The sequence below is a fragment of the Streptomyces sp. NPDC006314 genome (genome assembly GCF_040613075.1).
GTDB lineage: Bacteria > Actinomycetota > Actinomycetes > Streptomycetales > Streptomycetaceae > Streptomyces.
Genome location: NZ_JBEXRL010000043.1, coordinates 1 through 13968 on the forward strand (window position 1 = coordinate 1; position 13968 = coordinate 13968).

Below are 13968 nucleotides of genomic sequence, written 5' to 3' on the forward strand. Positions count from 1 at the left end.
GCCGCCTACAGCCCCGCCCTCACCGACTTCGTCTTCATGGTCCGCGAGACCTCCCAGATGTTCATCACCGGCCCGGACGTGGTCAAGGCCGTCACTGGTGAGGAGATCACCCAGAACGGCCTCGGCGGCGCCGACGTCCACGCCGAGACCTCCGGCGTCTGCCACTTCGCCTACGACGACGAGGAGACGTGCATCGCCGAGGTGCGCTACCTCCTCTCGCTGCTGCCGCAGAACAACCGCGAGTATCCGCCCCACGGGCCGAGCACCGACCCGCCGGCCCGAAGGTCCGAGGTGCTGCTGGACCTTGTGCCGGTGGACGGCAACCGGCCCTACGACATGGCCGAGGTCATCGAGGAGATCGTCGACGACGGCGAGTACCTGGAGGTGCACGAGCGCTGGGCCCGCAACATCATCTGTGCGCTGGCCCGGCTGGACGGCCAGGTCGTCGGGATCGTCGCCAACCAGCCGCAGACCCTGGCCGGTGTCCTGGACATCGAGGCGAGCGAGAAGGCCGCCCGGTTCGTGCAGATGTGCGACGCGTTCAACATCCCCATCGTGACCCTGCTGGACGTCCCCGGGTTCCTCCCCGGTGTCGGCCAGGAGCACGGCGGAATCATCCGGCACGGTGCGAAGCTGCTGTACGCCTACTGCAACGCCACCGTGCCCCGCGTCTCGGTCATTCTGCGCAAGGCCTACGGCGGCGCCTACATCGTCATGGACTCCCAGTCCATCGGCGCCGACCTGACCTTCGCCTGGCCCACGAACGAGATCGCCGTGATGGGCGCCGAGGGCGCCGCGAACGTCATCTTCCGCAAGCGGATCGCCGAGGCCGACGACCCCGACGCGACGCGGGAGCGCATGGTCAAGGAGTACAAGGCCGAGCTGATGCACCCCTATTACGCGGCCGAGCGCGGCCTGGTCGACGACGTGATCGACCCCGCCGACACCCGTGAGGTGCTGAGCCGCTCCCTCGCGATGCTTCGCAGCAAGCATGCCGACGTGCCTTCACGGAAACACGGCAACCCGCCGCAGTGAATAGCCGGTTGACGGCCAGGCAGTGCGGTTCAGACGAGCGGGCGGCTCCCCGCAACCCGGAAGCGAACAGACGGGCGCGTCTTCATGTCCCGGCCTTCCGGGCGTGATGCGGCCGCGTTCGGCCGTCGGTTAAAGGATCTTCGCGCCCCCTCGCGCGGGAGGCAACCGGCGCGAGGGTCCACTGCATGTTTTCGGCCCGCCCATTCAGGACTTCCGTTGGCGCCTTGTTTTCGCTGCTCTGCGCCCTGTGGGAGGGGCACCTGAGGAGCACCCTGCGGTTTCTCCAGGCCGGGTCGGGAGGAATGCGAACGTCCGTTTGATATGGCTGGCGGAAAATCGTCGCTTCAGGAAGGCTTGAGCCGTCTTGGATTGACAAACCGACTGTGCTGTTTTTTTATCGGGGGGTCCAGTTGCGAGGCAGAGAATCGGGTCCCGGCGGTGGAAGCGCACAGGCCGAGCACCGGTTCTCCAGCCTGAACCTATGGGGGGGAATGTGGACATCAAAGTGCTGGGCCCGCTATCAGTGCGTGAGAACGGGGTGTCGATCGTCCCGACAGCACCCAAGCCGCGGCAGGTCCTGGCCCTGCTCGCACTACACGCCGACCAAGTGGTTTCCGTGAGCGCCCTGGTGGAGGAGCTGTGGGGAGGGAAGCCGCCGCGCAGCGCGCGCACCACACTGCAGACCTATGTACTGCAACTTCGGGAGCTGATCGCTGAGGCACTCGCCCATGGTGAGAACGAGCGGTGCACTCCCAAGGACATCCTCGCCACCGTCCCCGGCGGCTACCGCCTGGAGACGCGGGCCGGGACCGTTGACTTCCGGGAGTTCGAGCGTGGCGCGGGCGCCGGCTACCGGGCCATGGATGCCGAGGACTACTCCGGAGCGGCCCGTCGGCTGGCCGACGCACTCTCGCTGTGGACCGGGCCCGCGCTCACCGACATCCAGGCCGGCATGCGGATCGACATGGAGGCCAGGAGGCTGGAGGAGGCCCGGCTGTGTGCGCTCGACCAGCGCATCGAGGCCGACCTGCGGCTGGGCCGCCACCGGGAGCTGCTGCCCGAACTGACGGTGCTGGTCAACCAGTACCGGATGCACGAGAGCCTGCACGGACAGTTCATGCTGGCCCTCCACCGCTCGGGCCGGCGCGGCGAGGCGCTCGACGCCTACCGGCGGCTGCGTACCACGCTCGTCTCCGAGCTGGGCCTTGAGCCGTCCGCCGCGCTCAGCCGGCTGCAGCGCTCGATCCTGGTGGCCCGCCCCGAGAACTCGGCGGCAACGGCGCCGAGCCCCGCGGGCCACAACCTGGTCGCCCGCACGGTCTGACACGCACCGTCCTGCGGCCCATCATGTCCGGGTGGGCCGGGGGACGGACACGTTCTGGCCGGCCGCAGGTGACGGATGTCCTCGTGCGCCCGGCTGTCGTGGTGCCGGTCCTCGGCAAGCGGCGGCACTTCTCGACGGTCCGGTCTGAGCCCTGCCCGGGCCGGGTCGCGGTGTGCGAAGGCCCCCACCAGACCACCCGGTGGGGGCTCGCCCATGGATCCCGGGCGAGGGGACTGTCGGGCCGGTGCGACGGTGAGCGGTACGCCCCGGCAGCGGCTCCGCCCATGGGAGAGCGCGGCCCGGTCGGTGCCAGTCGATGCTCGGCTCCAGCCGGTCTTCACCACGGCCCAGTCAGTGAGGTACCAGCAGCGGCCACGACGGTTGGAGCGTGCCGACACCGCGGTCAGCGTACGGTCGTCGTGCGACCGTACGCCGGTCAAGTCCCCTGTGGGCCTCGGCCTGCCGCGCGGCGTGGACGTCGGCACGCTCCGCCGCCTGTGCAAGCCCGCCCTGTTCGATGTGCAGGCGGCGGTGCCGGTGCGGGTCGGGATCGCGAGGGCCCGGCGTCAATCACGCGATCACCGACAACGGCCGGTTCCCGGTGTTCACGACGCCGGCCCGGACCTTGCCGTTCTCGGCGCCGGGCACCCGCGCCCGGCTCGCCCGCGATCGCGTCGCCCCGACCACGCCGACGGCCATCGACAGCACGGGCGGGCAGAGCCGGACGGCGATCCGGGCCGAACGCCTCCCGGCGGTGAGCGGTACGGGCACCCGCGTCCGCCGCTCCACACCGCTGTTCCAGAGGTCGACCTCACCCCTTGGCCCTCGCCCCGGATGACGGGCCGGCACGGTCGGCGGGCTGCGCGCCCCCGCCGCGCGCAGCCCGGTCGCCATGCGTCCGCGCGGCGGTCCTGGGAGTGGATGTGGTGGGTGGGGTGGGGCTGTGACGGCGAGAGACAGGCCGGCCGTCCTGCGGGCGACGCACGGATCTCGCCGCTCGCTGTGTCGGCATCAGGCGGCGTACAGGTCGAACGTGGACGTACGGCGCGGACCCGCGACGATGTCCAGGCGCGGGTCGACCGAGAGTATCGCCTGGTGCATGCGCTGGAGCTGCGGGGAGGGCTCCACGCCCAGTTCGTCGATGAGGCGCTGGCGCATCCGGCGGTAGACATCGAGTGCGGCGGCCTGCCGGCCGGAGCGGTACAGGGCCACCATCGCCTGCGAGTGCAGCCCCTCGTGCTGCGGATGACGGGCGATCAGGTCGGTCAGCTCGGGGATCAGTTCCACATGCCGGCCCAGCCGGAGCTCGGCGTCGATACGGCGCTCCCGGGCGACCAGGCGGCTCTGCTCCAGCCGCATCACCTCCACCTCCAGCACCGGCCCGAGTCGGACGTCGACCAGCGCCGGCCCGTCCCAGAGGTCCAGTGCCTCGCGCAGCAGAGAGGCCGCGCCGGCGTCCTCCCCGTCCTCGAACGCTTGCCGGCCCTCGGCGACCAGCCTCTCGTAGCGGTTGACGTCGACCGCGTCGGCGGGGATCTGCAAAAGATAGCCGCCGTAGCGAGTGGCGAGCACGTCCTTGGCCGAGCCCGGTACGTCCGGGCCCATGGCGGTGCCCAGCAGACGGCGCAGCTGGAGGATGTACGTCTGGAGTGTCGTCAGCGAACTCTGCGGCAGGTCGGTGGCCCAGATCTCCTCCATGAGGGTGGGCACGGGCACGACCCGGCCGGGGTTGAGGGCGAGCAGCGCCAGGATTTGGCGGGGCTTGCCCGCGGTCGGGACGATCGAGATTCCGTTCACTTCCGCGTTCAGCGCACCCAGAACTTTTATGTTCATTCTTCCTCCGTGCCGTTTCCGGTGTCGTCGGTTCGCAGCGTTGACGCCCTCAGATGGTGTCTTCACCATCGATTGTCCGGCGCTTTTCGCGGTCCAGTCGCGAGGGGGGCTGCAGCTTCCGTCGAGATGTGTGCGAGGTGGTGTCGAGTCTTTCTCTAGCGGTCTGCCGTGACCAGCACTGACGGAACGCTGACGTGCTGCTGACAAGAAATCAGCGCACTGCAAGAACGTGCTCGGAAACCTGTACCTGCCGGGCTTGTGCTGTTACCTTTCCAGCCATGGCGACGGAAACGAACCGTTCAACCGCCTATCGCGACGGGGACCCCCTCATCATGGGACTGCTCGCCCGTCTGGGCCCGTCGGGCGGGGGTGACTTCTTGCCGGACCTGCCGGGTCGAAACCTGCTCGCCCTGCTGGGCCGTTATCACCGGCGCCCGGTGCGGGTGGGCTTCCCCGAGCCGGCCGCCGAGCGTACTTGACATCCTCTGGAGAGATAGTCCACGCAAACTTGTGACCCGCTGGTGAATCCTGCATTCCATATGCGTGCCGACTACCGTGCCGAGAACTCTTTGAATATTCCCGTGCGAGGACGGCATGGAATTTCGGATTCTGGGTTCCGTGCAGATCTGCGACGCCCGCAGTGATCTGCAGATCGTGCCCGTGGGCGCCAAGCAGCGCGCCCTGCTCGGCGCTCTCGTGGTGAAGGCCGGCCAGGTCGTGCCCCTCGGCCGTCTCGTCGACGAGCTGTGGGGCGAACACCCACCGGCGAACGCGGCCAACGCCCTGCAGGCCCATGTGGCCCGGCTGCGCCGGCTGCTGCCCGTGCCCGCGCCCGGCTCGGGTGAGCGGCACCACGAGTGGCTGGTGACCCGTCCCACCGGATACGAGCTGCACCCGGGTGACCTCGACGCCGACGTCGACGCACGCCGCTTCATGCGCCTGGTCGCCGAAGGCCGTGCGCTGCTCGCCACCGACCCCGCCCGCTCGGCCGGCGTGTTGCGTGAGGCACTCGGACTGTGGCGGGGCGCCGCCCTGGAGGGCAGCGGCCGGGGCGCCATCTGCTCGGCAGAGGCCGCCCTGCTGGAGGAGGGCCGGCTCGTCGCCCTGGAGACCCTGTACGACGCGAGCCTGCGCGCGGGCTCCGCGCGTGAGATCACCGGCGAGCTGGAGGAGCTGACGATCGCTCATCCGCTCCGGGAGAGGTTCTACGAGCTGCTGATGACCGCGCTCTACCGGTGCGGCCGGCAGGCGGAGGCCCTGGTCACGTACGAACGGGCCCGCCGCAGACTCGTACACGACCTGGGCATCGAACCGGGGCCCGCGCTGCGCTGCCGGATGGAGTCGATCCTGCACCACCGGGACTTCGAGGCGGACCCGGCCGACCCGGTGCGGCTCCAGCCGCGGCGGCCGGACACCGGCCTCACCGGGGTGCCGGGTGGACCGTCGGGCGGTACGCAGACCGACGAGACCGACGTACGGCTGCTGCGGGACGAGATCGCCGGATTGCGCCGCCACGTCGAGCGGCTGGCCCAGGAACAGCAGGACCTGCTCGGCCGTCTCGACCGGCTCATGCCGCGGGAGGCGTCGGCGGTCTGGCGCGTTTCCCGGCGCCAGGACGATGGGTGTCGCCATGGCCTGCACACATGAGGACGAGGCCGACCCGCAGGCAGTGCTGTCCCGGGCACGCGGGGAGCCGGTGCGGAACCAGCAGAGGCGATGTACCCCGGACCGTCCCCTCGCTGGACGCCGGGGCTGACGGCCTTGTCGCTATCGAGCGTCACCCGAGTGCGGCCCAGGCCGCACTCCAGTGGTGTCGTGCAGTATTGGCCGACCATCGGCGAAGCCTCGCCGGAGCGGCTGTCCGCACCCACGGCAGATGCCGGCCGATCCTGGGCCGTGCCGTGCGAGGACACCGGTCGGCACGCGCCGATGTGCGGGACACAGGTGCGGCGCAGGCAGCCGCGGGATCACGAGGGGGGCTGGAGATTGTCGGTTGCGCGAGTGCACCGCGTGGTCTCGGAGGTGACCACATCGGCCCCGGCCGGAGTGCTGTACGGGCTGATCGCTGACGCCACCCAGTGGCCGCTGTACTTCCGGCCCTGCGTGCACGTGGAGCGGCTGGCGTTCGACGGCGCCCACGAACGGTTGCGCACCTGGGCGATGACGGAGGGGCAGGTCTCCTCCTGGGTGTCCAGCCGTGATCTGGATGTCAGCCGCCGTCGCGTGACGTTCCGCCAGGACCTGACGGACGCACCGGTCGCGTCGATGAACGGCATGTGGGAGGTACGCCCGCTGGGCGACCGCTGTCAGGTGGTGCTGGAGTACCAGTTCACCGTCGACGGGGACGCGCCCGCCGAGGTGGCCTGGACGGAGCGGGTCACCCGCGTCAACGGCGAGGCGCAACTGGACCAGCTGGTCTGGGTCGCCGAACGCTGGCCCCGACTGGACGAACTGGAGCTGGTCACAGAGAACACCGTGCGTTTCGAGGGCTCCGCCGACGCGGCATTCGACTTCCTCTACCGGGCCGAGGGCTGGACCGCCGGGCTGCCGCAGGTGCGCGGTGTACGGCTGGTGGAGAGCAAACCGGGCGTCCAGGTCATGACGGTGGACGGCCTGGCCGACGACGGCGGCGCGCAGCACACGGAGTCGGTCCGCATCTGCTTTCCCGGCGCCGGTCGGCTCGTCCACAAGGAGACCATCACCTCCGCCCTGCTGTCCGCGCACACCGGCGAGTGGTCGGTCGAGCCCGACGAGTCGGGCGTCAACCTCACCGCCCGGCACCATGTGCTGCTGCGGGAGGACGCCATCGTCGGCGTCCTGGGACGGAACGCGACTGTGGCGCAGGCGCGACAGCACGTGCGTGACGAACTGGGCCGGCAGGACCACCTCGTGCTGCACCAGGCGATACGGCATGCCGCGGGCGCTGTGCGGGTGTTGTGACGGCCGGCGGCTCACCGGGACGGCGGCCACGGTTCCCTGACACCGGGGCCGCCGTCCCGGTCGGAGCCGTCCCCCGCGGCCCCAGCCGTCGCCCAGCTGTTCGCGAGCGTTCCTCGAGCCGTGGGGACACGCCGTCAGCCCCCTGAAGGAGGGCTCCGGCACGATGTCGCCCGGTGTGCCGCTTCCCGGCACCCTGTGTCTGGGGTCCTGTCCGGGCTGAGGCAGTGACGGCGAGGAGGACGAGACATGGCGAGGTCGAGCCGGTGGCGCCGTGTACGGATCCGTACCGACCACCGCACAGCGGTGCCCGCCGACGCGTCACGGCTGTCCGTGCCCGTGACCCGGCGGCGCTACGAGGTGCTGCGTGAATCCGCCGAGAACCGGTTCACGGGACGGCATGTGGAGCAGGTCTGGTGGTGTTGGCAGGGACCGCTGGACCCCGAGAGATTCGTCGCCGCCTGGCAGTCCGTCACGGACAGGGAAGCGGTCCTGCGGGCGGCCTACGAGCGGAAGCCGACTCCGCGCATCGTCTTCCACCCGCATGCCCGCACCGAGGTGGTACGGCATCCCGCGGGCACCGTCGACTGGGACGGACTGCTGGAGCAGGACCGGCTGCACGGCTTCGACGTCAGCCGCCCCGGTCCGCTGCGCGTCACTCTCGCCGACACCGAGGTACCGGACGGCATCCGGGTCCTGCTCACCTTCCATAACGGGCTGCTGGACGCCCGCAGCGTGTTCGTCCTGCAGAATGAGTTCAGCCGCGCCTACCTCGCGGGCGGTGTGCTGCCCGGTGGCGAACGCCGGCCGGACATCCGCGACTGGACGTGCTGGCTGGAGCGTCAGGACACCACCCCCGCACAGGACTTCTTCAGCCGGGCCCTGCCTGCCGGCAGGCCCGTCGTCCTGCCCTTGCCGCCCGGCCCCCGTACCCGGCAGCACGGCCGTGGCCGGGCCGAGGCCCGGCTGACCACCACCGAGGCGGACCGACTGCACCGGTGGGCGGCCACGCGTGGCCTGCCCGACTCCAGCGTGATGCACGCCGCGTGGGCGCTGCTGCTGTACCGCGCGGCGCGCGCGACCGGCCCCGTACCGGTGAGCTTCGGCATCACCGTCTCCGGGCGCGGTATCGCCCTGGACTGCGCCGAGCGGCTGGTGGGCCCGCTGCGCACCTGCCTGCCGGTGACCGTCCTGGTGGACCCCGCCTGGACGATCACCCGGCTGCTGGACGCCCTGCGGGACCGGGTGCTGGACATGGCGGTGTATGAATGGGTCTCCCTCGGGCAGATCCGGGAGTGGACCGGCCGCCCGGCCCCGTTGCCGCAGAGCCTGGTCTCCATGGAGCCCACCCCGTGCTGGCCCGCCGTCCTGCAAGCCCGACTCGCCGCCGAGGGGCTCCGCTTCGGGCGGCAGCACACCGACGGCGTGCACCCCGCCCTGCCGGTCGCGCTGCTCGTCCGGAGCGGCGCCGACGGCTCGCGGACCCTCGCCGTCGTCCACGACCGCACCCGAATCTCCGACACCGATGCGCGCCTGCTGGCCGGCCAGTGCGCCCGGCTGCTGCTCCACCTGCCCACCCTCGACGGCAGCGAGACCATCTCCGAGGTGCTGGACGAAGTACGCGCGGACGAGCCGCCCGGCGCGGCTGCGCCACGGCACGACGCTGGGTACTGACGGGTCCTGACCGCGCGGCCCGCACGCTCGACGCCCTCCGTCCGAGGCGGGTGCGAACCGCCGTCGATGCGCCCACGAGGCACCGTCCACCCACCGGCGATCAGCCGTCGACCCGCTCTCCACCCCGCTCCGAGCGGCCCGCGGGGCCGGCCCGATGCCGGGCCCCGGCCGGGCTGTTCCGCCGCCGGGTGCGCTGGCCGCGTCCGTACGTCCGCACCCAGGCGCGACACCTGAGGCCAGGTACCCGCGAGGAAGCCTCTGGCATGCGCGTTCGCCCGCCCTCGCTCCGTACCCGCAAGGGTGCTTGAGCGCGTCCATCCCGGAACACACCTGGGGACTTCGCCGTGCGGCGCGGTGATGAAGTCCGATTGAAGTGTGACCTGGGTCACCCGGCGATGTGCTTGGCTCGGGGACTCCTCACGTGTCACGATTTCGGCACACCTTCCCTGCCCAAAAACAGCCGCAAGGCAGTGGATTGACTGTCGCCCGCCGGTCTGTACAGGCGAGACCGGGCCCCTGTGATCCACGGCAGCCGGCTGCGATTTCCGAGCAGCTGAAGCCCTTCCTCGAAGGACAGGCGCAACTCGCCGTCGACGTTTTCCGTCCGGCCGCCACAACATCGCTTCGCCTCGTAGCCCGGTGCTGCCCGAGAGTGCGCCGACTACCCGCGAACAAGCGGCGATGAGGAGCGACGGGACCACCCGTCAGGGCCATGTGGCGTCCGACCGGGAGTTGTACCTGCCCACCGGCTCATCGGCGGGCAGGTCAGGCCACCGTGAAGAACCTCGTCAACAACCACACCGAGAGACAGCGGGCAAGGCGACCTGCCATCAGCTCAACTCCCCACTGCCCTTGCTGTCGAGACTCCAGAGAAGTGGATGCCAGATATGCCGAGGCTATGCAAGCCGGCGATGAATGCGCCTGAACACATCATCACCCTGGAAGAAACTCTGGAATTTGCCGAAAGAGCACATGCCGGAAAGCCGCAGCTCGCTCTGGCGCTCCGCCTGATCCGCAACACGGGTGTCAAGAAGCGGCACATCGTCCAGCCCATCGAGAAGACGCTCCACCACCCGGGCTTCCAGGAGCGCAACCGCGTCTACGAGATCGAGTCGAAGAAGCGCACGCCCCAGGTCATCGAACAGGCCCTGGCCAACGCAGAACTGAAGGCCCGTGACATCGACGCGATCATCTACGTGTCGTGCACCGGGTTCCTGATGCCGTCGCTGACGGCATGGCTGATCAACAAGATGGGCTTCCGCTCCGACACCCGGCAGATTCCCATCGCCCAGCTCGGCTGCGCGGCGGGCGGAGCGGCGATCAACCGGGCCCACGACTTCTGCCTGGCCCACCCCGGCAGCAACGTCCTGATCGTCTCCTGCGAGCTGTGCTCGCTGTGCTACCAGCCCGACGCGGACGACATCGGCTCGCTGCTGTCCGACGGCCTGTTCGGCGACGCGGTCGCCGCCGCAGTCGTACGAGGCGAAGGCGGCATCGGCATCGACCTGGAGCGCAACGCCTCCTACCTCATACCGGACACCGAGGACTGGATCTCCTACGCCGTCAAGGACACCGGCTTCCACTTCCAGCTGGACCGCCGCGTGCCCGGCACGATGGAGCCGCTCGCTCCGGTCCTGCGCGAGCTGGCCAAGGACCACAGCTGGGACGCCGGCAAGCTCGACTTCTACATCATCCACGCCGGCGGTCCGCGCATCCTGGACGACCTCGCCAAGTTCCTCGAGGTCGACCGCGATGTGTTCCGCCACAGCTGGTCGACCCTGAGCGAGTACGGCAACATCGCCAGCGCCGTCGTCCTCGAAGCCGCCCGCAGGCTGTTCGAGGACGACACCCCGGCGCCCGGTGCGACCGGGCTGATCGCGGGCTTCGGTCCCGGTATCACCGCCGAGATGGCGCTCGGTACCTGGGCGGCCGACGGCGTCCCGCAGACCTTCGCCTGAACCCCCGCGCGAACAAAGGAAGCGGAGCATATGACCGACCTCATCATTCCGCCTGGTGTCGGGCGAAAGCTGATCACCCCGGCGCAGGAGGTGACCTTCAAGGCCACGAAGGAGATGGGATCCTCCATATCGATCTTCGAGGTGATCGTTCCGCCCGGGTTCGATGTCGGGGCGCACGTCCACAACCACTCCCAGGAGTTCTTCTACGTCCTGGAGGGCGAACTGGACCTGCTGTGCTTCGAGCCGACCGAGCGCACGACGGACACCTGGCACCACTGGGAGTCCCCCAAGGGCGACCGTGTCGTCCGCGCCGGTGAGGGCAGCTGCATGTTCGTACCCCCCGGCACCCCGCACGCGTTCCGGAACGCCACGGACAAGCCGGTGAAGATGCTCTTCCAGAGCTATCCCTCGCCCGAACACGAGGCCTACTTCGAGGAGATCGCCGAGATCTGGTCGCGCGGGACCGCGGTGGACCCCGCGGCCGTGGAGGCGATGCGTCAGCGGTACGACGTCAGTCAGATCACGCCGCTGCGGTTCCAGCCACCGTCGATCGCCGGGATCCCCGCTCAGGAAACGAACGCGAAGCGGAGCGAGAGGTGACCGCGATGGCACCGATACCCCTGGTCCACGCGAGCCTGGGGGAGCGCGAACTGGCAGCCGTCGCGGAGGTGTTCGCCTCCGGCTGGCCGGCCGGACAGGGCCCGAAGGGCAAGGCGCTGGAGGCCCAGCTGGTCGAGCGGTACGAGGTCGGTGACGCCGTCGCCATGTGCAACGCCGGCGCCGCGCTGCACGTGTCCCTGCTGGCGCTCGGGGTCAAGCCGGGTGACGAGGTGATCGTCGCCGACTACGGGTTCCCGGCGCCCGCCCACGCCGTGCGCTACCTCGACGCGGTCCCGGTCTGCGCCGACGTGCGTGCCGACACCGGCACCATCGACCCGCAGGCGGTGGCCGACCTGATCACTCCGCGTACCGTCGGCGTGATCGCGGTGGACACGGTCGGCATCCCCGCCGACTATGTGGAACTGCAGGCGATCGCCGACCGCCACGGCCTGTTCCTGATCGAGGACGCCGCCTGCGCCGTCGGCGCGAAGTACCAGGGCCGCGAGGCGGGCGCGCTCGCCGAGGTGGGCGTCCTGTCCTTCCACGGACGCAAGGGGGCCAGCAGCGGCGAGGGCGGTGCGCTGCTCGCCGCCGACCCGAAGATCGGTGCGGACGCGCGGCTGCGCGCCTCCTTCGGCATCGGCAGCATCTTCGACATGGGGAAGGTCGTCGGCCTGCCCATCCCGGAGTTCACCGAGATCGGCTACAACTACAAGCTCTCCGACATCGCCGCCGCGATCCTGCAGGTGCAGCTGGGCCGGATCGACGAGTTGCTGGCGCGCCGCGACGCCGTCGCCGGTCAGTACGGCGAACTGCTCGCCGACGAGGAGCTCCTCACGGTGCCGTACGTGCCGGAGGACCGTACCCACGCCTGGCAGACGTACATGGTGACGCTAAACCCGAGCGTGGACCGCGCGGCCGTCGCCACCGAGCTGCGCGCCAAGGGCATCGGCTGCGGACACGGCACGTTCGCGACCCACATCCAGCCCGTGTTCGAGTCGAAGCACAAGTGCCCGGTCTCGGCGGATCTCTTCGAGCGCCAGCTCGCCATACCCATGCACGCGGAACTCAGCACCAACCAGGTCGAACGGGTCGTGGATGCCCTGCGCAGCGCGGTCCGGACCCACTCGGTGCCCAGCCCAGGAGGGGCAGCATGACGGACAACCAGCCGGCACCGGACGGCGTACTGCGGCTCATCAACGGTTACTGGGCCACCGGCATCGTCGGCGCCGCGGCCGGCCACTCGCTCTTCACCCACCTCGAGGCCGGGGCGGGCACGGCCGCGGAGCTGGCCACCCGCGCCGAGATCGCCGAGCGCGGTGCGCAGACCCTCCTCGACGGCCTCGTCAGCGTGGGCCTGGTCGAGCTGCACGAGGGCCGGTACCGCAACACACCCGAGGCGTCCGCCTACCTGGTCGAGGGCAAGCCCACCTCCCTGACCAGCTTCGCCAAGCTGAAGCTGAAGCACATGGGCAGCCTGACCGCACTGCCGGACGTGGTCCGCGCCGGGGGGCCGGTGCAGGACCCGACGACGGAAGTGGCCGACAACCCGCACTGGGAGGAGATCGTTCCGGCCATCGCCGCGCAGTCGGTTCCGGCCGCGGCGATCGCCGCCGAGGCGCTCGGGCTGGCCGAGGCCGGTGAGATCTCCATCCTCGACGTCGGCGGTGGTTCGGGTATCTACTCGGCCATCTGGCTGGAGGCCAACCCGGCCGCCCGCTCGACCCAGCTCGACTGGGAGCCGATCAACGCGATCGCCCGCCGGCTGCTGGCGGAACGCGGCGTGGCCGACCGGTTCACCACTGTCGACGGTGATTTCCACACCACCGACTTCGGCACCGGCGAGTACGACGTCGCGGTGTACTCCCACATCGCCCACCAGGAGGGACCGGACGAGAACGTCGCGGTCTTCGCCCGCCTCCGGGACGCCCTGAAGCCCGGCGGTGCCCTGGTCGTCTGCGACTACGTCGTCGACGACGATCGCAGTGGTCCGGCTTTCCCGCTGCTCTTCGCCGCGGAAATGCTGCTCAAGAGCAAGCAGGGCGGCACCTGGCGGCGTTCCGACTACCACGGCTGGCTCGTCAAGGCCGGTTTCAAGAATGTCTCGTTCCATTCGGCGCCGCCCGCATCCCTGGTCATCGCTCGATAGGGTGAATCCAGTGCGCCGTTCGCGGGTGCGCCGACTGTGACAACAACCGGCGCACCCCGCTGATGTCTTGGGGATGGATGGCGGAAGAGAGCGAGCCGGCGGATCTCTTCCCGGTATCGGCGAAGGTCGAGCGAATCACCATCGGGCGATGACGTCGGATCCGACACGTCGCCACCCGACGGGAATCCACCGGATTCCAACGTATTGATATGGCAATCCCGGGTGGAGAAAGCCCTGCTGATATCCGGAGACGAACAGCGGCGCCGCCAGGTAGCAAGCGAGAAAAGGAAACCGATCGTGGAATCCGTGAACGTAGCCGTCATCTACTACAGTGCCTCCGGAACGGTGCACGCCCTGGCCAAGGCCGCCGCCGAGGGGGCGGAGAAGGCCGGTGCCAGCGTGCGGCTGCGCAAGGTCGCCGAGACGGCCCCGCCGGAGGCGATCAACGCCAACCCGGC

13 protein-coding genes are annotated in these 13968 nt (G+C 70.0%); 11 read left to right on the plus strand and 2 right to left on the minus strand.

Annotated features, from left to right (window positions below; all coding sequences use genetic code 11):
* Together ABZ079_RS36115 and ABZ079_RS36120 are read left to right on the plus strand one after the other, a co-directional pair.
* Positions 1 to 1035: carboxyl transferase domain-containing protein (locus tag ABZ079_RS36115; protein WP_356943673.1), on the plus strand; the 1035-nt coding region annotated here is incomplete at its 5' end.
* Between the two features lie 493 nt (positions 1036 to 1528).
* Positions 1529 to 2359: an AfsR/SARP family transcriptional regulator gene (locus tag ABZ079_RS36120; RefSeq protein ID WP_356943683.1), complete on the plus strand. Its 831-nt coding sequence runs from the start codon at positions 1529 to 1531 to the stop codon at positions 2357 to 2359.
* 570 nt (positions 2360 to 2929) lie between these two features.
* Here ABZ079_RS36120 and ABZ079_RS36125 read toward each other — a convergent pair.
* Positions 2930 to 3253 carry a hypothetical protein gene (locus tag ABZ079_RS36125; protein ID WP_356943674.1) on the minus strand — a complete coding sequence of 108 codons (324 nt, stop codon included), beginning with the start codon at positions 3251 to 3253 and terminating at the stop codon, positions 2930 to 2932.
* 117 nt (positions 3254 to 3370) lie between these two features.
* Entirely contained in the window at positions 3371 to 4192 is an 822-nt protein-coding gene (locus tag ABZ079_RS36130) for an AfsR/SARP family transcriptional regulator (protein WP_356943675.1), read from the minus strand.
* Between the two features lie 278 nt (positions 4193 to 4470).
* On the opposite strand from ABZ079_RS36130, the gene ABZ079_RS36135 reads away from it, so the two are divergent.
* The 9 genes from ABZ079_RS36135 to ABZ079_RS36175 form a co-directional block, all read left to right on the plus strand.
* Positions 4471 to 4671, plus strand: coding sequence for a hypothetical protein (locus ABZ079_RS36135; protein WP_356943676.1), 201 nt, complete (start codon positions 4471 to 4473; stop codon positions 4669 to 4671).
* A gap of 115 nt (positions 4672 to 4786) precedes the next feature.
* Positions 4787 to 5839 carry an AfsR/SARP family transcriptional regulator gene (locus ABZ079_RS36140; protein ID WP_356943677.1) on the plus strand — a complete coding sequence of 351 codons (1053 nt, stop codon included), beginning with the start codon at positions 4787 to 4789 and terminating at the stop codon, positions 5837 to 5839.
* 282 nt (positions 5840 to 6121) lie between these two features.
* Positions 6122 to 7132 (plus strand): SRPBCC family protein, encoded by a 1011-nt coding sequence (locus tag ABZ079_RS36145; protein ID WP_356943684.1) that lies wholly within the window; start codon positions 6122 to 6124, stop codon positions 7130 to 7132.
* 246 nt (positions 7133 to 7378) lie between these two features.
* Positions 7379 to 8803, plus strand: coding sequence for a condensation domain-containing protein (locus ABZ079_RS36150; protein WP_356943678.1), 1425 nt, complete (start codon positions 7379 to 7381; stop codon positions 8801 to 8803).
* An 887-nt stretch (positions 8804 to 9690) separates the two neighbouring features.
* Complete coding sequence (locus tag ABZ079_RS36155) at positions 9691 to 10761, plus strand: type III polyketide synthase (protein WP_356943679.1); 1071 nt, start codon at positions 9691 to 9693, stop codon at positions 10759 to 10761.
* Positions 10762 to 10791: 30 nt separating this feature from the next.
* The gene (locus ABZ079_RS36160) at positions 10792 to 11361 is read left to right on the plus strand and encodes a cupin domain-containing protein (RefSeq protein WP_356943680.1); all 570 of its coding nucleotides are present in this window, start codon (positions 10792 to 10794) and stop codon (positions 11359 to 11361) included.
* Between the two features lie 5 nt (positions 11362 to 11366).
* A complete protein-coding gene (locus ABZ079_RS36165; RefSeq protein WP_356943681.1) occupies positions 11367 to 12518 on the plus strand; it encodes a DegT/DnrJ/EryC1/StrS family aminotransferase in 1152 nt (383 codons plus the stop codon).
* Positions 12515 to 13510 carry a class I SAM-dependent methyltransferase gene (locus ABZ079_RS36170; protein ID WP_356943682.1) on the plus strand — a complete coding sequence of 332 codons (996 nt, stop codon included), beginning with the start codon at positions 12515 to 12517 and terminating at the stop codon, positions 13508 to 13510. The genes ABZ079_RS36165 and ABZ079_RS36170 overlap by 4 nt, the downstream gene beginning before the upstream one ends.
* 297 nt (positions 13511 to 13807) lie before the next feature.
* On the plus strand, positions 13808 to 13968 hold a 161-nt coding region (locus ABZ079_RS36175; protein ID WP_356943685.1), incomplete at its 3' end, for a flavodoxin domain-containing protein.

What these genes read in the sequence shown, in the direction of transcription:
- ABZ079_RS36125 (WP_356943674.1), bottom strand. Translation starts at nt 3,253, where the DNA reads ATGGCGACCGGGCTGCGCGCGGCGGGGGCGCGCAGCCCGCCGACCGTG.
- ABZ079_RS36130 (WP_356943675.1), bottom strand. Translation starts at nt 4,192, where the DNA reads ATGAACATAAAAGTTCTGGGTGCGCTGAACGCGGAAGTGAACGGAATC.
- ABZ079_RS36135 (WP_356943676.1), top strand. Translation starts at nt 4,471, where the DNA reads ATGGCGACGGAAACGAACCGTTCAACCGCCTATCGCGACGGGGACCCC.
- ABZ079_RS36140 (WP_356943677.1), top strand. Translation starts at nt 4,787, where the DNA reads ATGGAATTTCGGATTCTGGGTTCCGTGCAGATCTGCGACGCCCGCAGT.
- ABZ079_RS36145 (WP_356943684.1), top strand. Translation starts at nt 6,122, where the DNA reads ATGTGCGGGACACAGGTGCGGCGCAGGCAGCCGCGGGATCACGAGGGG.
- ABZ079_RS36150 (WP_356943678.1), top strand. Translation starts at nt 7,379, where the DNA reads ATGGCGAGGTCGAGCCGGTGGCGCCGTGTACGGATCCGTACCGACCAC.
- ABZ079_RS36155 (WP_356943679.1), top strand. Translation starts at nt 9,691, where the DNA reads ATGCCGAGGCTATGCAAGCCGGCGATGAATGCGCCTGAACACATCATC.
- ABZ079_RS36160 (WP_356943680.1), top strand. Translation starts at nt 10,792, where the DNA reads ATGACCGACCTCATCATTCCGCCTGGTGTCGGGCGAAAGCTGATCACC.
- ABZ079_RS36165 (WP_356943681.1), top strand. Translation starts at nt 11,367, where the DNA reads ATGGCACCGATACCCCTGGTCCACGCGAGCCTGGGGGAGCGCGAACTG.
- ABZ079_RS36170 (WP_356943682.1), top strand. Translation starts at nt 12,515, where the DNA reads ATGACGGACAACCAGCCGGCACCGGACGGCGTACTGCGGCTCATCAAC.